Here is a 19,749-nt window from a genome sequence, read left to right as displayed (position 1 = left end):
GTGGACCACCAGGGCACCATCATCCGCCCGCCCAACGAGGCGGGCAGCATCCTGTTGCAGGTCGCCGTGGGCTGCGCCCACGGCGCCTGCACCTTCTGCGGGGCCTACCACGGCCACCCCTACCGCCCCAAGGACGCGGCCACCGTCGCCGCCGACGTGGACCACGCCGCGCGGCATTGCCGGGACCAGCGCCGGGTTTTCCTGTGCGGGGGCGACGCCCTGGCCCTGCCCGCCGCGCGGCTGCTGGAGGTGCTGGCCCTGGTGCGCGCGCGGCTGCCGTGGGTCACCCGCGCGGGGGCCTACGCCAGCGCGCGCTCCCTGGCCGCGCGCTCCGGCGCCGAGTTGCGCGCCCTGCGCGAGGCCGGGCTGGCCACGGTGTACATGGGCCTGGAGTCGGGCGACGACGCCGTGCTGGCCCGGGTGCGCAAGGGGGCGGACAGCGCCTTCATCGTCGCCCAGGGCCGCCGGGCCCGCGCCGCCGGGCTGCGCCTGAACGTCACGGTGCTGCTCGGCCTGGCCGGGGAGGCCGGTTCCCAGGCCCACGCCCGGGCCACGGGCGCGGCGCTCACGGCCATGGAGCCCGAATACATCGGCGCCCTGACCCTGATGCTCGTGCCGGGCACGCCGCTGCACGCCGACGCGGCCGCCGGGCGCTTCGCGCTGCCCGGGCCCCCGGCCATGCTGGCCGAGCTGCGGACGCTGCTGGAGCACACCTGCCCGCCGCGCGGGCTGCTGCTGGCCGACCATGCCTCCAACTACCTGCCTTTGCGCGTGCGCCTGCCCGGCGGCAAGGCCGAGGCCCTGGCGCGCATCGACGCGGCCCTGGCCGGGCGCGTGCCCCTGCGTCGTCGGCGCGGGCTGTAGCCTGCCCGGCTCGGTTCCTTAAAAGCGCCATTTTTTTCTGAATCGGGGCTCATCCGGGCAAGAGTTTTCAAAATGGAAGGTTGCCCCGGATGAATTTTGCGAAATCCGCAATTTCGGCCATTGCCCAAAGCCGATAGATGATGTATGACCGGAGCGTCATTATCATCCCGCCGGGCGTCTGCCCGCCGGAACGGCCGGGGCCCGGGGCGCCCGGCCAGGAGGACTCCCATGACCGAAGGCAACACCGTGATCCACCGCCGCGTGCTGCGCGACGAGGTGGCCGACTATCTCATCGACGCCATCCTGAGCGGCTCGTTCCGCCCGGGCGAGAAGATCGTGGAGACGCGCATCTCCAAGGAACTCCAGGTCAGCCAGGGCGCGGTGCGCGAGGCCATCCGCGACCTCATCGCCCAGGGTTTCCTGGAAACCGAGCCCTACAAGGGCACCCGGGTGCGCGAGTTCACCCCCGGGGAGCTGGGCGACTACTACGCCGTGCGCATCGCCCTGGAAAAACGGGCCGTCAAATGGGCCCGCGAGCGCCAGGCCTCGGGCGAGCTGGACCTGACCGAACTGCGCGACATCGCCGCGCGGATGCACCAGTGCGCCGACTCCGGGGACACCAAGAACCTGCGCAAGCTGGACATCGACTTCCACAAGGCCCTGGTGCGCGCCTCGGGCAACGCCTTCCTGCTGCGCGCCTGGGAGTCGCTGGGCAACTACTACTGGGCCTGCCTGGGCATCCACTACGGCGCCAAGGGCATCCACCCCGAGCGCCAGGCCTCGCTGCACGACGACCTCATCGCCGTGCTGGAGAGCCAGGACATGGCCGCCGTGGGCAGCGCCATCGAAGAGCACTTCGCGGACATTCGCAAGCTCTTCGGCCAATAGGGCGAGGGAGCGACCGGCCATTCGCGCGCCGGGGGCCGCCCTCCCCACCGGGAGGGCGGCCCCCGCGTTTTGCGTGACCGTCTTCCGGGCCTCGGGGGCCCCGGGGGTTTACGGCTTGTCCTTCTTCCGGGGCTTCCTCGCGCCCTTGCGCGGGGCCGGGGCGCCGTTGTCCTCGGGCCTGTTCCACTCGCGCAGGGTCCGGCCCAGCTCGCGCAGCCGGGCGTCGGCCAGGGCGAAGACCGAACCCTTGGTCCAGCCGGCCTTGGTGCGCGCGCCCGCCGGAGTGCCCGTGAGCAGCCCGATGCCCTCCTCCACCGTTTCCACGGCGTGGATGTGGAACGTGCCGTCCCGCACGGCCTGGACGACCTCGGGCCGCAGCATGAGGTCCTTGACGTTGGCCTTGGGGATCATCACGCCCTGGCGGCCCGTGAGCCCGGCGTGCCTGCAGCACAGGTAGAAGCCCTCGATCTTTTCGTTGACCCCGCCGATGGGCTGGATTTCGCCCTTCTGGTTCACCGAGCCGGTGACGGCGATGTCCTGGCGCAGGGGCAGCCCCGAGAGGCTGGAGAGCAGGGCGTACAGCTCCGTGGACGAGGCCGAGTCGCCGTCGATGCCGCCGTAGGACTGCTCGAAGGCGATGCTGGCCGCCAGGGTCAGGGGCTTGTCCTGGGCGAAGCGCTCGCGCAGGTAGCCCGCCAGGATGAGCATGCCCTTGTTGTGCGTCGGGCCGGACATGTCGGCCTCGCGTTCGATGTTGATGATGCCCTCCTTGCCCAGGGCCGTGGCGGCGGTGATGCGCGAGGGCTTGCCGAAGGCGTAGTCGCCCATGGAATAGACGGCCAGCCCGTTGACCTGGCCGACCCTGGCCCCGTCCACGTCCACGAACAGGCTGCCGCGGTCGATCATCTCCTGGATGCGCTCCTCCATCTGGTTGGAGCGCCGGACGCGCGCGTCCACGGCGGCGAGCACGTGGGCGCCCTCCACGGCCTTCGCCCCGGCGTGCCGGGCCTGGAAGTCGGCCTCGGCCAGCAGGTCGGCCAGGGCCGGGAAGGCCGTGGTCATCTTTTCCTGGCGCCCGGCCATGCGCACGGCCTCCTCGGCCACGGCGGCCACGCCCGAGGCCGCGAAGGCCAGCAGCCCCTGCTTGTCCACCTCGGCGCGCACGAAGCGGGCCAACTGGTCCAGGGCCCGGTCCGTGCGGTCCATGGTCGATTCGTAGTCCGCGCGGACCTTGAAAATCTTGGGCACGTCGGGGTCGTAGTGGCGCAGCAGGGAGTAGATGCGCGCGTCGCCGAGCACCACGACCTTCACGTCCATGGCGATGGGCTCGGGCTTGAGGCCCGTGGACGAGATGAAATAGTACGGGTCGTAGGTCTCGATCTCGATGGTCTCGGTCTTGAGGGAGCGCTTGAGGGTCTGCCAGACCCCGGGCTCCATGATGGCGTCCAGCAGGTTGATGACCAGGTAGCCGCCGTTGGCCTTGACGAATGACCCGGCCTTGATCTTGGTGAAGTCCGTGCGCCAGGTGCCCATGCGGTCGGCCAGGCGCTCGATGCTGCCGAAGAGGTTGCGGTACGTCGGGTAGGATTCGACGACCACCGGCGGGCCCGTGCGCTCGGCGTTGTCCACCAGCAGGTTCACGGAATAGGGGTGCAGGATGGCCTCGGGGCTGGGCGCCATGGGCATGAAGGGCATGCCCTGGGGCGCCTGGGGCCCGCCGCCGAGCATCCGGATGTCGTCCAGGTTCTTGCCCATGTGCTCCAGCACGGACTCCAGGTAGGCCTGGACCTTGGGGTCGGGATACTCCTCGAAAAGCGGCTCCAGGTGCTCGCGGGCCAGGGTGGTGAACATCAGGCGGTCCACCTCCTCGTGCTTGGCGGCCACCTCCTTGTGCAGCTCGCGGACCTTCTGGACGATGGCGTCCAGCTCCTCCTTGAGTTCCAGGCGCCGGTCGCGCAGGCGTTCGAACTCCTCGCGGGGGAAGCGCCCGGCCTCGACCAACTCCTCCAGGTCCACCATGCGCTTGGGCTCGCCGTCGACCAGGGGCACGAGGTCCGGCCGCTGGATGGGGCCCATCTGCATGCGCACCACCACGAGCCCGGTGTCCTTCACCTTGTCTTCGATGGACTTGTAGAATTCGCGGACCTGGCGCTCGTGGGCCTCGGCGATGGCGTTCTTGCGGGCGATGTACTCCTCGCTCTCGAAGAGCTGGGGCGCCTCGCGGCGCACGTCGTCCAGGAACTTGCGCATGCCTTCCTTGAAGCGGGCGCCCCGGCCCGCCGCGAAGCGCAGCAGCACCGGCTGCTCGGGCCGGTCGAAGTTGTTCACGTAGCACAGGTCGTCGGGCACGCCGTCCTTGGCCGCCAGTTCGGCCAGCAGCCGGCGCACCGTGGCCAGACGCCCGCTGCCGGGCCGGCCGGTGACGAAAATGTTGTAGCCCTTCTTGACCATGCCCATGCCGAAGCGGAAGGCTTCCACGCCGCGCTCCTGGCCGATGATCTCGTCCAGGGGCTCCAGGTCGTCGGTGGAGGCAAAGGGCAGGGCCTCGGGGTCCAGGCGCCAGCGGAGTTGCTCCACGGGCACTTCCAGGGTCTTGTTTCGCGTGCGGGCCATGGGGTCCTCCTGGCGCTTAGGGCATGGAAGGGGGCAGCCCGCAGTCCCGGCCGGGGCGGCGGGGAATGCGGATTTCGATGACGCCGTCGCGGTACTGGGCCGCCACGTCCCGGGCGGCCACCGCGCAGGGCAGGTAGAGTTCCTTGCGGAAGGATTCGGCGCGCAGGCCGCCTTCGGTGCGCGTCACGCGGCGGGCGGTGATGGTCACCCGGCGGTGGGCCACGGCCACGCCGATGTCCTGCGGGTCCAGCCCCGGGGCCGCCACGCGCACGACCAGTTCGTCGCCGGTTTCGTCCACCGTGAGCCCGGCCTCGCCGAAGGGCCGGGCCGGGGGCAGGCCGAAGTCCGCGCACAGCGCTTCAAAGCGGCGGTCCATGTCGCGCTTCATCTTCGAGATCTGGGTTTCGCCCCAGAGCCTGAGATCGGCCATGACGTGCGTGCCTCCTGTGAGGATGCGGCCTCGGCGCGGGCGGGCCCGGCGCCGTGCCGGGGAATCTAGTCTTCACTGTAAGTCTTTTGCGGGGCATTTCAAGCCCCGCGCCGCGAAGCCCCGCCCCGCGCGGAACTTTGGGTGCTTTCCAATAGAATCCAATGTGTGTACATTCCTGGCGTTTCCCCGCTCATCCGGCCCGCCGCGCGGCGGGCCCAGGCCCCGGGAGGGCACCGGCAGCATGTCCATCAAGACCAAGATCGCCCTGATGATCCTCGCCATCCTGGCCGCCGTGGCCGGGGCGGTGGGCTTCTTTTCCAAACGCGACGTGGAGCGGGCCGTGTTCGTGGCCGAGCAGCGCGCCGCGCGCAACGTGCTGCATCTGGTGGACCTGGACGTGCAGGGCCGCCACAAGAGCCTGCTCATGGAGCGCCTGGCCACGGTCCGGGCCCTGAAGACCCAGCTCACCAGCCTGAACGCCGTGGTCCTCTCGGGGGTGGATCGCTTCCGCGAGCTGGCCCGCGCCGGGCGCATCTCCGAAAAGCAGGCCCGGGCCCAGGCCCTGGAGTGGATCGCCTCCCTGGCTCCGGGCCAGGGGCAATACCTTTTCGTCTACGACGCCCGGGGCCGCGCCCTGGCCTACCCCGAAAAGGAGATGGTCGGGGCCGACCTGTCGGTGTTCACCGACGTGAAAGGCCGCAAGGTCACGGCCTCGATGCGCGAGGAGGCCCGCCGCCAGGGCTCCGCCAGCACCACCTACTATTGGAAGCGCATCGGCGGCACCGACGAGGTGCGCAACTTCGGCCTGTTCACCTCCTACCCCGCGTGGGATTGGATGCTCGGCGCCGCGGTGGACATCGAGGACATCGAGCGCGCCGAGCAGCGCAAGCTCGACCAGATCGTGGGCATCCTGTCAGAAAACCTGGACAAGGTGACCATCGCCCACAGCGGTTTCGTGGCCGTGCTTTCCGGCGACGGCCGGGCGCTCATCCGCCCCGAGGCCGTGGCGCCGGACTTCGCCCTGGCCGTGAACCAGCTTACGGGCAGACGGCTGTTCGACGACATCGTGGCCCAGGCCGCCAGCGGCGCCGAGGGGCCGCTGTATTTCCTGCCCGAGGGCGGCGCGGGCGACGGCCAGCGCGAGTCCTTCGTGCGCTACAACAAGGCCCTGGACTGGTACATCGTGACCACGGCCTACGCGGCCGAGTTGCAGGCTCCGGCGCGCCACCTGCTTTCGCAACTGGCAGGTGTCGTCGCCGTGGTCCTGCTGCTGGGGCTGGCCGCCGGGCTGCTCGTCACGGCGCGCATCGCCCGGCCCCTGGAGCGGCTGGCGGGCTACGCCCGCGACCTGCACCGCCAGGACTTCCTGGCCGAGGCGCCCGAGGCCTCGCCCCTGGCCGGGCTGGCCCGGGGCCGGGGCGACGAGGTCGGCCGTCTGGCCGGGGCCTTCGAGTTCATGGAGCGCTCCCTGCGCGGGCGCATCCGCGAGCTGATGGACGCCACCGCCGCGCGCGAGCGCATCGAAAGCGAGCTCAACGTGGCCCACGACATCCAGATGGGCCTTCTGCCCAAGATCTTCCCGCCCTATCCCGAGCGCGAGGAGTTCGACCTCTACGCCGTGCTCGAACCGGCCAAGGAGGTCGGCGGCGACCTCTACGACTTCTTCTTCATCGACGAGGACCACCTCTGCCTGACCCTGGGCGACGTGTCCGACAAGGGCGTGCCCGCCGCGCTGTTCATGACCATCGCCATGACCCTCATCCGCTCCGAGGCCAAGAAGACCATGGACCCCGAGCGGATCATGGCCGCGGTGAACGACGCGCTCTCGCGCGACAACCCGCGCTCCATGTTCGTGACCCTCTTCCTGGGCGTGCTCGACATGCGCACCGGCGAGCTGGCCTACGCCAACGGCGGGCATAACCCGCCCATCCTCATGGACGCCTCCGGTGTCCGCTATCTCAAGGACATCAGCGGCCCCATGGTCGGCGCCATGGAGGACATGCCCTACCGGCCCCTGGCCCTGCGCCTGAACCCCGGCGACCGGTTCTTCGTCTACACCGACGGGGTTACCGAGGCCATGAACGCCGCGCGCGAGCTGTATTCCGACGAACGCCTGCTGGAAACCGTGGCCGCCACGGGCGACCCCGCGCCCGCAGCCCTGGTGGAGGCCGTGCGGGCCTCGGTGCGCGAACACGTGCGCGACGAGCCGCCCTCGGACGACATCACCATGCTTTGCCTGCGCTACAAGGGCCCCCGGGGCTGAGGAGACCGTATGGGCATCGTCAGGAACGGGGACCGGGTCATCCTCGACGGCTGCGACGTGGCCGACTGGGACGCCATGCGCGAGGCCTACCTGCGCCGGGTGGACCGCTACGGCACCGACCACCGCGCCTTTTTCTACACCGACGAGGGCCTCTACCTTCGCCGCCTGGAGCGCGCCGGGCAGGTGCTGGCCCCGCTGCTGGCCCCGGAGCACAGCGTGCTCGACGTGGGCTGCGGCGACGGCAAGCTGCTGGAGCACCTGCCGCCCTGCCGCTACACCGGGCTGGACCTGGTGCCCGAATTCGTGGCCCACGCCGCCGGGCGCTTTCCGGACCGCGACTTCCACGTGGCCAACATCATGGAATGGACCGCCCCGTGCGACTGGGTCCTGCTCATCGGCACCAGCGGCACCACGCCCTGCCTGGAGCGGATGATCGAACACTGCTGGGGGCTGTGCCGCGTGGGCATGGTCCTGGACGTGCTCGACGCCCGGCGCGACCCCGGCGGCGACCGCAACTCCTGCCACGCCGCCGACGTGCTCGACTTCTACCTGGAGCGGGGGGCCGCGCGGGTCTGCGTCGAGCCGACCTCCGATCCCTGGACTTTCTTTGTGGCCCGAAAAGCAGTATGATCCGCCACCCCGCAGCACCGCGGGGAACGCCATCGCCACGGGAGCCTTGCCAATGAAGCTGATTTCCCGGCGCCTGCTTGCCGCCGCCCATGTCTTCGTCGTCGCCGCCGTCGTCGCCGTGGTCACCCTGGGCGCCGTCGCCAGCCCGGCCGCCGAGGCGCCCACCGCGCCCTCCACCCACAACGGCAAGAAATGGCGCATCGCCTACTACGAGGGCGGCGAATACATCGACTACCAGAAGAACTTCGTCGCCATGCTCCACGGCCTGCGCGACCTGGGCTGGCTTGCTTTCGACGAAGTGCCGCCCCAGCAGGGCGAGGGCGTCAAGGACCTCTGGAAATGGCTCGGCACCCTGGACAGCCCGTATCTCGAATTCGTGCCCGACGCCTGCTACAGCGCCAACTGGGACGACGCCGCCCGCGAGGCCACCCGCGCCGCCCTGCTGGGGCGCCTGGCGACCGGGAAGGACATCGACCTCGTTTTCGCCCTGGGCACCTGGGCCGGGCAGGACCTCGCCGTGGACGGCAACACCGTGCCCTGCGTGGTCATGGCCACGGCCAACCCCCAGAAGGCCGGAATCATCAAGAGCGCCGAGGACTCCGGGCGCGACAACATCCACGCGCGCATCGCCCCCGAGCGCTTCCTGCAGCAGATTCGCGTCTTCCACGACGTGGTCGGCTTCAAAAAGCTCGGCGTGGCCTACGAGGACACTCCCGCCGGGCGGACCTACGCCGCCATGGACGCCCTGGAGGCCCTGGCTCCCGAGCTGGGCTACGAGATCATCGGCTGCCACACCAAGAGCGACATCGCCGACAAGGCCCAGGCCGAGGCCAGCGCCATCGCCTGCTTCCGCGAGCTGTCCACCAGGGCCGACGCCATCTACGTCACCGTGCAGGGCGGCGTCAGCGAGCGCAGCCTGCCCGAGGTGGTCAAGATCGCCCTGGACGCGCGCATTCCGACCTTCTCCCAAAACGGCTCCGACGAGGTCCGCCAGGGGTTGCTCATGAGCATCTCCCTGGCCGGATACAAGTACGTCGGCCAGTTCTACGCGCGGACCATGGCCCAGATCCTGAACGGCGCCAAGCCCCGCGCCCTGCCCCAGATATTCGAGGATCCGCCCAAGATCGCCATCAACCTCAAGACGGCCGAGATCATCCAGTTCGACCCGCCCGTGGACATGCTCCTGGCGGCGGACGAGGTGTTCGAGCAGATCGAGCCCGCGCGCTAGGGCGCACGGGCCGCGCCGTTCGAGGGAAACAGGCCGGAATGCAGCGGATCATCATCGACTCCCAGAGCAACGGGCTGCTGCGCGGCTCGGCCCTGGAGCAGCGCTACGACCAGCGCGGCGGCCTGTGCCAGGTCGGCGCCGGTCACCTCGTGCTGACCACCGACCCCGTGGACCGGGATTTCCTGGACTACTGGCAGCGCCTGGGCTTTTCCTTGCCCCGGCTCATGGCCGTGGGCCCCTTCCACCCGGGGCGGACCCTCTCCGAGCTCATTCTGGCCGACGCCGCCGCCTGCGAGGCCATCCGGCGGATGGCCGCCGACGGCCCCGCGCGCCTGGAGTTCTTCTGCATCGAGGAAACCGAGCGCGCCCTGGCCCGGGCGCTGGACGTGCCCGCCTACTGCAACTTCGACCTCGCGCGCGCTTACGCGAGCAAGCTGGCCTTCAAGGCCCTGTGCGCCGAGCTCGGCCTGGCCACCGCCCCCTGGTTCCACGATCCCGACCCCAAGGCCCTGGTCCGCCGGGGCGCCGCGCTCATGGCCCAGGGCCGCCGCGTGCTGGTCAAGACGGAAACGGGCATGGGCGGCGTGGGCTGCGGCGGCATGGCCGCCCCCGCCGATTCCCATGCCCTGGAGCGCGCCGTGCGCCTGCTGGCCCTGCGCGGCGGCGCCCTGTTTCTCGAAACGCGCCTGGAGCCGTTGAGCGCCGAACTTTCCGTGCACTGGGAAATCACCGCCGACGGCCAGGTCGCCGAAGTCTCCGTTTTCGATTCCATCAACGTCGACAACTCCTATCGCGGCACCGCCCATCCCCCGGAAAATGCACCCGGCCTGGCCGAGGCCGCCCGGCGCACCGTGCTCGAAACCTTGGGCCCGCACCTCGCGGCCCGGGGCGCCCTGGGCTTCTTCTGCTGCGACATCCTCGCCGACCAGGACGGCACCCTCCACTGGAACGACTTCAACCCCCGCAAAGGCGCCAGCATCTACGTGCGCGACATGGTCCGCCGCCTGCGCGCCGCCCGCCTGGGCGACCGGCCCGTGCACTACTGGCACGAAGGCCTGCGCCTGCGCCGGGGCCTCACGGTGGCCCAGGTCCTCGACCTGCTCCACGGCCTGCTCGAACCCGGCCCCGAGCCTTTCCTCGTGCTCTCCAACCCCGGCATCACCACCTTCGCCCGCGCCGACCTCACCGCCATCTCCGCCACCTCCCGCGCCCAGGCCCGCCACCTCCTGAACGCCGCCCGCGCCCGGCTGGACGCCGCCTAGGGGCGCCGGGGCGCACCCCGCCCGCAGTACGCGGCCCGCGAACGGGCTGTGCCGGTTTCCTGGCGGAACGCAGGGAATCCGGGGGCGCTGGCGGCGGCTCCTGCCGCAGCCCCCGGTTTTGCTGGCAAAAACATCGCCAGCGATTCTTGGCGCTTGGAATGAAAAAGAGAATTTCTGGCGTCCGGGGCCTTAAGTTTCCGCCATAATGCCCGATAAGACTGGCAACAAGAAGGGCGAATCCACCCTGCGGCATTCGCCCCCCTGCGTGAACGAGGACGGCCATGGCGCGCATCATCGACATCACACCGCGATCCCGGGACATCCAGCCCGTGCTGATGCTTTTGACATCGCACCGGCTCGACTGTTTCCTGCTGTGCGTCAAGTGCCTGGAGCTCTACACCGACCTGTCGCGCTTCAAGAAGATTTACGTGGTGGCCAACGCCGTGAGCGACGAGCACGCGGTGATCATCAAGGCCTTTCAGAAGCGCCACCCCGGGGTCATCGACGTGCACGTCACCCCGCGCGGGCTTATTCCCGCCGTGGTGTCCATGCAGAACTTCATCATGGCCCGGCACAGCCAGGATGTGATCGTCCGCCTGTCGGAAGACGTGTTCGTCACGCCCAACTGGCTGGACCACCTGCTGGCGGCCTTCAAGCTGCACCGGGGCGACGAGGCCGTGCCCCTGGCCTCGTGCGTCACGCCCGTGAGCCGCACGGGCCGCCAGGTCATGGACCGCGCCCTGCGCGCGCACTTCCCCGGGGAGCGCGCACGCCTGCCGCACCTGCCCATGGAAACCAACGCCGTCTACCACCGCTTCGTGTGGGAGAAGATCCTGCACCACGGGCTGGTGGAGAAGTACCTGGACCTGGAGCGGCCCCGGCACGTCTACCTGGGGCACATCAGCGTGGACTGCGTGATGTTCGACGGGCGGCTCATGGACGCGGTGGTGCCCATTCCCATGCGCGTGCCCGCCGGGGTCGGGCGGGTGGACGAGTTCCACATCAACGGCCACCTGCGCACCACGGGCCGCCGGGCCGTGGTGGCCACCGACGCGGTGGTGCACCATTTCAGCCACTCCGGGCCCGAGGCCTTCCTGCGCCGCCACGTGAGCCTGGACGACATCTGGTGGTACATGACGTTTTTGCAGGACAGCCCCGCATACCGCGTGCCCAAGGCCTTTGCGGCGCGTCGCGCCGCCGGTGCCGCGCCGCCCCGGCCCGCCCCGGGCGTCACGCCCAAGCCGGAGCTGCTGCGCCTCATGGAGGAGCGCGAGATGCGGGTGCTCAAATAGTCTCGTGATAACCAGAGACAGGCGGACCGCCGGGGGGAGGGGAGACTCTTCCTGAAGGCCGCCACCCGGAGCGATCCGGGACGGGTAAGCGCCGGGGCCGCGGGCATGGGGTTCGCGGCCCTCCGCTTTTGTGCGCGGCGGGCGTGACGGTGCGCCGGGCACCGGCGGGGCGCCCGCGCTGCGGGCCCGGGGTGCGGGGTCAGCCCTGGTCCACGGCGACCTTGAAGATGATTTTGTGGATCGGCCCGACGGAGATCATGGGCATGTGCGCGTCGTGGGGGAAGAGGATGGCGAACTGCCCGGCGCGGGTGTCCAGCCAGGCGTCGGGGGCGTCGGCGAAAAAGCCCACGTCGCGCCCGGGGTCGAAGGCGCCCTCGGGCCGGACGCAATCCCGCCGGGGCTTCCAGCCCATGCGGTCCACGCCCTTCAGGATGCACTGCACGTCGATGTAGCGGTCGTGGACCTCCAGCAGGGCCCCGGCCCGGTCACGGCCCGCCCCGCGGGCCACCACGGCGAAGACGCGCTCCCCGTCCACCTCGTGGCGCCCTTCGGGCAGGTCGGCCGCGTCCGGCCGCTCCAGGAAGGCGAAGGCCCGGGTCAGCCCGGGGTTCAGGGCCGCGTAGTGCCCGGCCATGGCGAATGCGTCCTGGATCATCGAAGTTCCCCGTGCGGTGTGCGTTGCCCGGGCCGCGCCCGGCAGGGAGTTCCTGTACCGCCGCCGAGCGGCAAAAGCAATCGGCCCCGGCCGCGGGGGCGGCTCAGGCCGGGGGCTGGGAGCCCAGGGGCGCGCGCCGGTCGCGGACCACGGAGTTGCCCACCGTGCCCTTGGCGAACTTCTTGATCTCCGCCGCGCGGTGGGACAGCTCCTCCTGGGACACGGGGTGCTCGAAGGTCGCGTCGAGGATGCCCATGGACGCCGAAACCAGGGGAAAGCGCGCGGGCTGGCCGTCGCGGCCCTTGGCCTCGATGTAGCCGCAGCGGCGGTCCTCCTCGTTGTAGAACTCGGGGATGCGTTCCTCGAACTGGCGGGCGATGTCGTCGCACACGGCGCGGATGGTCGTCGGGTCGCCGATGACCAGGAAATCGTCGCCGCCGATGTGGCCGATGAAGTCCGAGGGCCGCCCGTGGGCGGCCACGGCGGTGCGGATGATCTGGGCCGTGGCCACGATGACCCGGTCGCCGCTCTTGAAGCCGTACACGTCGTTGTAGGCCTTGAAGTTGTCCAGGTCGAGATACATGATCCCCGAGGAAATTTTCTGGCGGTTGCGCTTTTCGAGTTCCTGCTCGATGGTCACGTTGCCGGGCAGGCCCGTCAGCGGGTTGGAGCCCTTGGCCAGCTCGATCTGCACGCGCATCAGCGTGTCGAGCATCTTCTGCACCGAAACCGTGCCCAGCAGGCGGCGGCGCTCCACGACCACGATGTCGTCGTAGATCTTGTCGTTGGCGCGCTGCATGGCCGCTCCGGCCACCTCCTCGATGGCCTGCTCGGCGTCCACCACCAGGGGGGCGGTGTCCATGAGCGTGTCCACGGGGCGGTTGTAGTAGAGCGAGACGCCGTACTTGGTGCCCAGGCGGCGGTCGAGGTTGTAGTTCATGAGCAGGCCGACGGGCCGGTCGCCGCGCACGACCACGATGCTGCTCATGGGCGGCTTGCCTTCCAGGGCGGCCTTGACCGCGCTGATGGCCGTGCCCGACGGCACGGAGATGGTCGCCTGGGTGATCTCGCGCGACTTCAGGCGGCAGTTCAACTCGCCGCTTTCGATGCCGCGCACGTCGATCTTGCTGGGCACCTCCACCTGGGGCGTTTCCAGGGCCGCCGCGGGCCGGGCGAACAGGTGGCCCTGCCCGGCGTAGACGCCCATGCTGACCAGGGAGCTGAATTCCGTTTCCGTTTCCACACCCTCGGCCAGCAGCTTGCCGCCGACCTTCTGGGCCAGCAGGACCAGGGTCTCGATCATCGTCCGCTTGATGGGGTTGGACTCGATGCCCCGGATGAGCGAGCCGTCGGCCTTGATGAAATCGGGGCGCACCTGGGAGAGGAAGTGCAGGTTGGTGGTGCCCGCGCCCACGTCGTCCACGGCGATGAGCAGCCCGGCGGCGCGGCACAGTTCCAACTTGCGTTGCAGGGCGTCCTGGTCGGCCACCAGGTTGCGTTCGGAAAATTCGAGCACCACGTCGGACGGCGCCACCCCGGCGCCCTCGGCCAGGGCGCGGATTTCCGCGAAGAAGGCTTCGGCGTCGTGCAGCGACTGGGTGTGCACGTTGAGGAACAGCCGCCCCCGGAACCCGGCGGGCACGGCGTCCAGGGCGCGGCACAGGCACAGCCGTTCCAGGGCCAGGCTTTCGCCGACCTCGGCGGCGAAGCCGAACAGCGTGCGCGCCTCGGCCATGAGCCCCTGGCCGCCGCCCCGGGCCAGGGCCTCCCAGCCCAGGACCCCGCCGGTGGAAAAATCGACCACCGGCTGGAACAGGATGCGGATGTCGCCCCGGGCGAGCATGTCCATGAACTCGCGGTGCATGGCGAAGCGCTCGGAATCGGGCTTGCTTTCGGCCACGCGCCGGGCCTGGAGCAGCGCCCGGAACAGGGTCTTGTCCAGGTCCTCGCCGGGGCGCGGCTCCAGCAGGGCCAGGCCGATGCGCAGGGTCGGCGGGTGCTCCAGATAGCGCGCGCTCTGCGCGCTCAGGGACTCCTGCACGCGGAAGCGGAAGCCCGCGTAGGCGTCGAACAGGTCGCAGCGTCCGGCGGGGTCGGTGCGGAAGAAGATGGCGTAGCCGCCGATGCCGGTCTTCTCCACCCCGATGATGCCGCAGTTGGGGAAGAACTCGGCGAAGCCGCCCATGGCCTTGTCCAGCAGCACGCCGAGCAGGGCCAGGCCCAGGTCCTCGCCGAACCCGGCGGCCAGGGCCTCGAAGTCCACGCAGTCCAGGGTCACCAGGCCCACGCTGCCCTCGCGCACGTCGCGCGCCAGGGCCCGGAAGTTTTCCATGGACATGAACCCGCAGGCCGACGGCGCGCGACGGGCGCGCAACTCCGGGTTCACGTGCAGCATCCCCGACATGATCAACGAACCGCTTTGGTCCACAGAGCGCATGTGCTCCCCCCCGGCCGCTCCGTGCGTGCGGCCTTCTGGAGCGGGCATAGCAAAGGCCCGGTGCGCCTGTCGTTACGGCGGGGGTGACATTATGGTGACAACCCGGGGAAAACGCTGCCGAAAGGCCGGGGCCGGGCAAAAACGGGCGGGCATGAAAAAGCCCCGGACCGGGGTCCGGGGCATGGCGGCTGGAGCCCACGAGCAGGATTGAACTGCTGACCTCGTCCTTACCAAGGACGCGCTCTACCGACTGAGCTACGTGGGCGCTGCGGGCCCCCAGGCGGGGCACCCGGCTTCTTAATCCCGCATCATGGCGCCGGTCAAGGAAAAAGCAGGCCCGCAAATCCGGCCGCGGGCCGGGGCGCGGGCGCCCGGAGCCCGCGCGCTCAGGCCGGGCCGTTCACCCTGCGTCCGGCCCGGGAGGGCCCGCCGTTGCCGCCGCTGCCGCCCCGGGTGGCGGGCAGCCCGTGGGCCCCGGCCCGCAGGCCCAGGAAGAACCGCCGCGCGTTCTGGCCCAGGGTGCGGATGCGGTAGCCACCCTCCTGGACCACCAGCACCGGCAGGCCCAAGGCGCCGGTGGCCCGGCCGTTGGCTTCGAAGTCCCCCGGGGTCAGGGCCCAGGTGCCCGTGGGGTCGCCCTTGGCCGTGTCGAGCCCCAGGCTGACCACCAGCACCCCCGGCGCGAAGCGGCGGATGCGTTCCAGGGCCTTGTCCAGCGCCCGGGCAAAGGCCGCGCCGTCGGCGTCCTCGGGCAGGGGCAGGTTCAGGTTGCAGCCCCGGCCCCGGCCTTCGCCCGTTTCTCCGGCAAAGCCGCTGAAGTACGGGTAGGCGAAGGACGGGTGCCCGTGGATGGACACGGTGAGCACGTCGTCGCGGGCGTAGAAGATGTCCTGAGTGCCGTTGCCGTGGTGGTAGTCGATGTCCAGCACGGCAACGCGGCCGTGGGCGGCCAGATGGTGCGCGGCGATGGCGGCGGAGTTGAAGTAGCAGAACCCGCCGAAGGCCCGGCGTTCGGCGTGGTGCCCCGGGGGGCGCACCAGGGCGTAGGCCAGGCGCTGGCCGTCGAGCACGGCGTCGGCGGCGGTCAGCGCGCAGTCCACCGCGCCCCGGGCCGCGCGGTAGGCGTTGGCGTTCAGCGGGGTGAAGGTGTCGATGCAGTAATACCCGGCGCGTACGGGTAGTTCTTTGGGCGGGCGGGCCTGGTTCCGGATGGGAAAGACGTAGGGATAGATGGACTTGCCCGGGGGCAGCGTGGCCGTGGCGGCCTTGAAGTAGCGGACCATGCCCGCGTCGTGTACGGCCAGGATGGCCCGCTCGGGGTAGCGGCGCGCCGCCGTGGGCAGGAAGAGCCCCGTGGGCTCCAGGGCGTCCAGCAGCGAGCGCACCCGCGCCGGGGATTCCACGTAGCCCCGCTCGTGGACGTGGTGGATGTCGTGCTCGCGGTTGACCGTGAGCACGATGCACGGCGAGGCGCCCGGCACCGGCCCGGCGGCCTCGGCCCGCGCATAGCGCGGCGGGCGCAGGCGCACGGGGTCGTCCATGAAGGACGCCACCACGGCGTTCACATATCCCGGGGGGCAGCGGTCGGCGTATTTGCGCTCCAGGATGGCCCGCACGATTTCGCGCGTGGGCCCCAGGGGCGGCGTGGCGGGCTGCCCCAGCCCGTCGAAGATCAGCACCGGCGGGCTGTCGTCCGTGGGCGTCAGGGGTGTTTCGTAGGCCGTGTTCACGATGGGCCGTGCGCCGAAGCCCTCGTAGAAGCGCAGACGCGCCGCGTTCTGGCGCAGCAGCGATGCGTCGCGGCAGATGGCCGGATCGTCGCTGGGGCATTCGAAAAAGATGCCCCGGTCGCCGAGCAGCGCCGCCTCCTCGCGCACCCGGCCGTACAGCGAGCCGCCGATGCCCCGGCTGGTGCGCCCCGGCAGGGCGCCGATGTAGTCCAGGTAGCAGAACGAAAGGTCCGGCGCGTGCAGCAGCAGGGCGAATCCGCGCACGTCGAACTTCTGCTCGGCCACGAAGAGGATGGTCTTGAAGCGGTAGCCCAGCGGATCGCGCAGTTTGGCCGGAATGTTTTCATATTCCCCCGGGGGGGCGTCGCGGAACTGGGCCCGCAGAATTTCCTGCACCCGGGCCACGGCTTGGCGGTCGCGCGGCAACGTGTCGTCGAAGATGCGTCGGATGCGGAACATGGCTCCTCCCGGCCCCGGCCTGTATCTTTCTACCTCCGTCACGGAGTGAGGGCAATCCCGCAATGGACCGGCCGGGAAAGGCAATACTCTTTTTCTTTCTTCCCATTGTAAAAAGAAGCCACCTGGAATAATATGAACTGCCGCAATTGTGCAGACCGGGTTCTCTGCCGTAAAAAGGAGGCGTCATGTCCGCTTTGGGAAACATTCGTATCGGAAACAAATTGCTGATTATCCTGACAATAAATATTCTGTTGCTGATTGCCATCGGTACCGTGGCCGCCATCAGTGCCAGGAACATCAACGAGCGCCTGCAAGACATCTACAACCGCGATCTGCTGGGCGTGGTGTTCCTGCTGGAGGCAGACCGCGATCTGCATCAGGCGCTCATTGCCGAGCGGTCCATGCTGTTGGCCGAGCCGGGCACCCCGGCCTTCCAGGCCCAGCTCAAGGACTACGCCGACAACAAGCAGCAGGCCGACGACCGGGTGGGCAAGTTCGCCGCCCTGACCGACGACCGCGGGCAGCAGGCCGAGGTCGAGGCTTACCGCTCCGGGCGCCGGGCCTGGGACGAAGCCTCCGAGCCCATCGTCCGCGACCGCCAGGGCGGAACTCCGGGTGCGGACCTGGCCGCCCGCTCCCTTGGGCAGGCCAAGGAGCGCTTCGATGCCATGCGCGAGAGCATCAACACCCTGACGGAAGCCCTGGAAAAACAGGCCGAGACGGCCCAGGGGGATGCCGCGTCCGCCTACGGCACCCTGCTCATGGTCATCGTGGGCCTGACCCTGGCCAGCGCCCTGCTCGGCGCGGGCTGCACCCTGCTGGTCACGCGCAATATCACCGTGCCCATGGCCCGGCTGGTGGACTTCACCGCACGGCTGGCCGCGGGCGATTTTTCCTCGCGTCTGGGCCTGCGCCGCAAGGACGAGGTCGGCGCCCTGGGCGCCGCCTTCGACGACATGAGCACGACCCTGCAACGCAACATGGACGAAATCGCGGCCAAGTCCCGCGAGGCCGAGGACAAGGCCCGGGCCGCCGAGGCCGCCACCCGCGAGGCCGAGCAGGCCCGTCAGGCCGCCGAGAACGCCAAGCGCGAAGGCATGCTCCAGGCCGCGGGCGAGCTGGAGCAGATCGTGGCCCAGGTGGCCTCGGCCTCGGAGCAACTCAACGCCCAGATTCAGGAATCGCGCCGGGGCTCCGAAACCCAGCGCGAACGCACCGCCGAGGCCGCCACGGCCATGGAGGAGATGAACGCCACCGTCCTTGAGGTCGCCAACAACGCGGGCAGCGCCGCCGAGAACGCCGATACCGCCAAGCGCCGCGCCGAACAGGGCGGGGCCGTGGTCACCCGCGTGGTGGACTCCATCGCCCAGCTCAACCGGGAAACCGAGAAACTGCGCGGCGAAATGGGCGACCTGGGCCGTCAGGCCGAAGCCATCGGCCAGGTCATGACCGTCATCCGCGACATCGCCGACCAGACCAACCTGCTGGCGCTGAACGCCGCCATCGAGGCCGCCCGCGCGGGCGACGCCGGGCGCGGCTTCGCCGTGGTTGCCGACGAGGTGCGCAAGCTGGCCGAAAAGACCATGAACGCCACCCAGGAGGTGGGGCAGGCCATCGGCGCCATCCAGGACAGCACCAAGAAGAGCATCAAGTCCATGGAGGAGACCGCCGGGGTCGTGGGCGACAGCACGAGGCTGGCGGGCGAGGCCGGGCAGTCCCTGTCCGAAATCATCGCCATCATCGAAAACACCGCCGACCAGGTCCGGGCCATCGCCACCGCGAGCGAAGAGCAATCCGCCGCCAGCGAGGAGATCAACCGCGGCACCGAGGAGATCAACCGCATCTCCTCCGAAACCGCCGAGGCCATGCAGCAGTCCGCCCTGGCCATGCAGGACATGGCCCGCCTCTCCGACCAGTTGCGCAACCTCATCGATGAGCTGAAGTCCGCCTAGGCCGCGCCCCGGCAGTGCCGGGCGGGCGGAAGACGCTGCGCCGTCGGCCGGGCGGTGAAAGCAACCGGGCCGGGTTCCCGCTTGGGAACCCGGCCCGGTTTTTTAGCGGGGTCCGGTTTCGGGGCATGAGCCTTCCCGGGGCAGCGCCTATCCGCGCGCGATCAGCCCCATGAGGGCGTAGGCCAGCCGGGCGGCGGTGAAGTCGGGGCCGTGCTGGCCGGGGGCGGGGGCCAGCTCGGTCACGTCGCAGCCCACCAGGGTCCGGCCCCGGGCGATGTCGTCCAGCAGCCACATGGCCTGGTGCCAGAACAGGCCGCCGGGCACGGGGGTACCGGTGCTGGGCATGAGCGCGGGGTCCAGGCCGTCCACGTCGAAGGTGACGTAGATGCGCGCGGGAAAGTCCGGCGGCAGGACGGAGGCCCGGGGCGGGGCCAGGGGCAGGTCCGGCCCGTCGATGCGCCCGACGGCCAGGGCCTCGCGCAGGTCGTGCTCGTCGCGGCACAGGGCGCGCACGCCGATCTGGAACAGGGGCAGGCCCAGGTCCAGGGCGCGGCGCATGACGCAGGCGTGGCTCAGGCGCGAGCCCTGGTAGGCGTCGCGCAGGTCGGCGTGGGCGTCGAACTGGACCACCCCGAAGGGTTCGGCGGGCCCCAGGGCCCGGTGCAGGGCGGCCAAGGCGCCCAGGGTCACGGTGTGCTCCCCGCCCAGCAGCACGGGCACGGCGCCCGCCTCCAGGGTTTCGGTCACGGCGGCTTCAATGCGCGTCAGTACGGCTTCCGCGGGGCCGGAGCAGTCCACGGCCGGGCGGGTGTGGATGCCCGCGTCGGCGGGCACGCCCTGGCCGTCCCACAGTTCGAGCTGGTTGGAGGCCGCGAGGATGGCCGCCGGGCCGCGGGCCGTGCCGCCGCCGTAGGACACGCTGGCCTCGAAGGGCGCGGGGATGACGTGGATGCGGCTGCCCCGGGCGGCGGGGCGGCCGATTTCCTCTTCCAGAAAGCCGGGCGTGACGGGGGCGGGCATGGGCGCTCCTTGGCGCTGCGGGTGCG

At 70.3% G+C, this 19,749-nt stretch carries 14 protein-coding genes and 1 tRNA gene; 8 read left to right on the top strand and 7 right to left on the bottom strand.

The annotated features are described in order from the left end of the window. Both ACZ5KV_RS06560 and ACZ5KV_RS06555 read left to right on the top strand, forming a co-directional pair. A complete protein-coding gene (locus tag ACZ5KV_RS06560; protein WP_464241544.1) occupies window positions 1-864 on the top strand; it encodes a radical SAM protein in 864 nt (287 codons plus the stop codon). Window positions 865-1,092: 228 nt separating this feature from the next. After that, entirely contained in the window at window positions 1,093-1,752 is a 660-nt protein-coding gene (locus tag ACZ5KV_RS06555; protein ID WP_464241543.1) for a GntR family transcriptional regulator, read from the top strand. A gap of 108 nt (window positions 1,753-1,860) precedes the next feature. Here ACZ5KV_RS06555 and ACZ5KV_RS06550 read toward each other — a convergent pair whose 3' ends face one another. Both ACZ5KV_RS06550 and ACZ5KV_RS06545 read right to left on the bottom strand, forming a co-directional pair. After that, window positions 1,861-4,365, bottom strand: coding sequence for a Lon protease family protein (locus ACZ5KV_RS06550; RefSeq protein ID WP_464241542.1), 2,505 nt, complete (start codon window positions 4,363-4,365; stop codon window positions 1,861-1,863). A gap of 16 nt (window positions 4,366-4,381) precedes the next feature. Beyond that, window positions 4,382-4,795 carry an Hsp20/alpha crystallin family protein gene (locus tag ACZ5KV_RS06545; protein WP_464241541.1) on the bottom strand — a complete coding sequence of 138 codons (414 nt, stop codon included), beginning with the start codon at window positions 4,793-4,795 and terminating at the stop codon, window positions 4,382-4,384. Window positions 4,796-5,036: 241 nt separating this feature from the next. On the opposite strand from ACZ5KV_RS06545, the gene ACZ5KV_RS06540 reads away from it, so the two are divergent. The 5 genes from ACZ5KV_RS06540 to ACZ5KV_RS06520 all read left to right on the top strand — a co-directional run bounded on the left by ACZ5KV_RS06540 (window position 5,037) and on the right by ACZ5KV_RS06520 (window position 11,470). After that, complete coding sequence (locus tag ACZ5KV_RS06540; protein ID WP_464241540.1) at window positions 5,037-7,058, top strand: SpoIIE family protein phosphatase; 2,022 nt, start codon at window positions 5,037-5,039, stop codon at window positions 7,056-7,058. Between the two features lie 9 nt (window positions 7,059-7,067). Continuing rightward, a complete protein-coding gene (locus tag ACZ5KV_RS06535; protein WP_464241539.1) occupies window positions 7,068-7,688 on the top strand; it encodes a methyltransferase in 621 nt (206 codons plus the stop codon). Window positions 7,689-7,740: 52 nt separating this feature from the next. Then, window positions 7,741-8,916, top strand: a complete 1,176-nt coding sequence (locus ACZ5KV_RS06530; RefSeq protein ID WP_464241538.1) for an ABC transporter substrate-binding protein — start codon at window positions 7,741-7,743, stop codon at window positions 8,914-8,916. 38 nt (window positions 8,917-8,954) lie between these two features. Continuing rightward, window positions 8,955-10,178, top strand: coding sequence for a preATP grasp domain-containing protein (locus tag ACZ5KV_RS06525; protein ID WP_464241537.1), 1,224 nt, complete (start codon window positions 8,955-8,957; stop codon window positions 10,176-10,178). A 281-nt stretch (window positions 10,179-10,459) separates the two neighbouring features. Then, complete coding sequence (locus ACZ5KV_RS06520) at window positions 10,460-11,470, top strand: glycosyltransferase family 2 protein (RefSeq protein ID WP_464241536.1); 1,011 nt, start codon at window positions 10,460-10,462, stop codon at window positions 11,468-11,470. 199 nt (window positions 11,471-11,669) lie between these two features. Here ACZ5KV_RS06520 and ACZ5KV_RS06515 read toward each other — a convergent pair whose 3' ends face one another. From ACZ5KV_RS06515 to ACZ5KV_RS06500, 4 genes are all read right to left on the bottom strand, one after another. Further along, window positions 11,670-12,125, bottom strand: coding sequence for a NanQ anomerase/TabA/YiaL family protein (locus ACZ5KV_RS06515; RefSeq protein WP_464241535.1), 456 nt, complete (start codon window positions 12,123-12,125; stop codon window positions 11,670-11,672). 103 nt (window positions 12,126-12,228) lie between these two features. Further along, window positions 12,229-14,562 carry an EAL domain-containing protein gene (locus ACZ5KV_RS06510; protein ID WP_464241534.1) on the bottom strand — a complete coding sequence of 778 codons (2,334 nt, stop codon included), beginning with the start codon at window positions 14,560-14,562 and terminating at the stop codon, window positions 12,229-12,231. 189 nt (window positions 14,563-14,751) lie between these two features. Beyond that, window positions 14,752-14,827 (bottom strand) — tRNA-Thr (locus ACZ5KV_RS06505). A 121-nt stretch (window positions 14,828-14,948) separates the two neighbouring features. After that, window positions 14,949-16,751: an acetylpolyamine amidohydrolase gene (locus ACZ5KV_RS06500; protein ID WP_464241533.1), complete on the bottom strand. Its 1,803-nt coding sequence runs from the start codon at window positions 16,749-16,751 to the stop codon at window positions 14,949-14,951. 251 nt (window positions 16,752-17,002) lie between these two features. On the opposite strand from ACZ5KV_RS06500, the gene ACZ5KV_RS06495 reads away from it, so the two are divergent. Then, window positions 17,003-18,703 carry a methyl-accepting chemotaxis protein gene (locus ACZ5KV_RS06495; protein ID WP_464241532.1) on the top strand — a complete coding sequence of 567 codons (1,701 nt, stop codon included), beginning with the start codon at window positions 17,003-17,005 and terminating at the stop codon, window positions 18,701-18,703. A 147-nt stretch (window positions 18,704-18,850) separates the two neighbouring features. On the opposite strand, the gene speB is transcribed toward ACZ5KV_RS06495, so the two are convergent. Next, the gene (gene speB, locus ACZ5KV_RS06490) at window positions 18,851-19,723 is read right to left on the bottom strand and encodes an agmatinase (RefSeq protein WP_464241531.1); all 873 of its coding nucleotides are present in this window, start codon (window positions 19,721-19,723) and stop codon (window positions 18,851-18,853) included. Between the last annotated feature and the right edge of the window lie 26 nt (window positions 19,724-19,749).

The organism is Desulfocurvus thunnarius (assembly GCF_055390965.1).
This window is presented reverse-complemented; position numbering and strand designations above follow the sequence as displayed.

What these genes read in the sequence shown, in the direction of transcription:
- speB (WP_464241531.1), bottom strand. Translation starts at nt 19,723, where the DNA reads ATGCCCGCCCCCGTCACGCCCGGCTTTCTGGAAGAGGAAATCGGCCGC.
- ACZ5KV_RS06540 (WP_464241540.1), top strand. Translation starts at nt 5,037, where the DNA reads ATGTCCATCAAGACCAAGATCGCCCTGATGATCCTCGCCATCCTGGCC.
- ACZ5KV_RS06550 (WP_464241542.1), bottom strand. Translation starts at nt 4,365, where the DNA reads ATGGCCCGCACGCGAAACAAGACCCTGGAAGTGCCCGTGGAGCAACTC.
- ACZ5KV_RS06515 (WP_464241535.1), bottom strand. Translation starts at nt 12,125, where the DNA reads ATGATCCAGGACGCATTCGCCATGGCCGGGCACTACGCGGCCCTGAAC.
- ACZ5KV_RS06530 (WP_464241538.1), top strand. Translation starts at nt 7,741, where the DNA reads ATGAAGCTGATTTCCCGGCGCCTGCTTGCCGCCGCCCATGTCTTCGTC.
- ACZ5KV_RS06510 (WP_464241534.1), bottom strand. Translation starts at nt 14,562, where the DNA reads ATGCGCTCTGTGGACCAAAGCGGTTCGTTGATCATGTCGGGGATGCTG.
- ACZ5KV_RS06545 (WP_464241541.1), bottom strand. Translation starts at nt 4,795, where the DNA reads ATGGCCGATCTCAGGCTCTGGGGCGAAACCCAGATCTCGAAGATGAAG.
- ACZ5KV_RS06535 (WP_464241539.1), top strand. Translation starts at nt 7,068, where the DNA reads ATGGGCATCGTCAGGAACGGGGACCGGGTCATCCTCGACGGCTGCGAC.
- ACZ5KV_RS06500 (WP_464241533.1), bottom strand. Translation starts at nt 16,751, where the DNA reads ATGTTCCGCATCCGACGCATCTTCGACGACACGTTGCCGCGCGACCGC.
- ACZ5KV_RS06555 (WP_464241543.1), top strand. Translation starts at nt 1,093, where the DNA reads ATGACCGAAGGCAACACCGTGATCCACCGCCGCGTGCTGCGCGACGAG.
- ACZ5KV_RS06520 (WP_464241536.1), top strand. Translation starts at nt 10,460, where the DNA reads ATGGCGCGCATCATCGACATCACACCGCGATCCCGGGACATCCAGCCC.
- ACZ5KV_RS06525 (WP_464241537.1), top strand. Translation starts at nt 8,955, where the DNA reads ATGCAGCGGATCATCATCGACTCCCAGAGCAACGGGCTGCTGCGCGGC.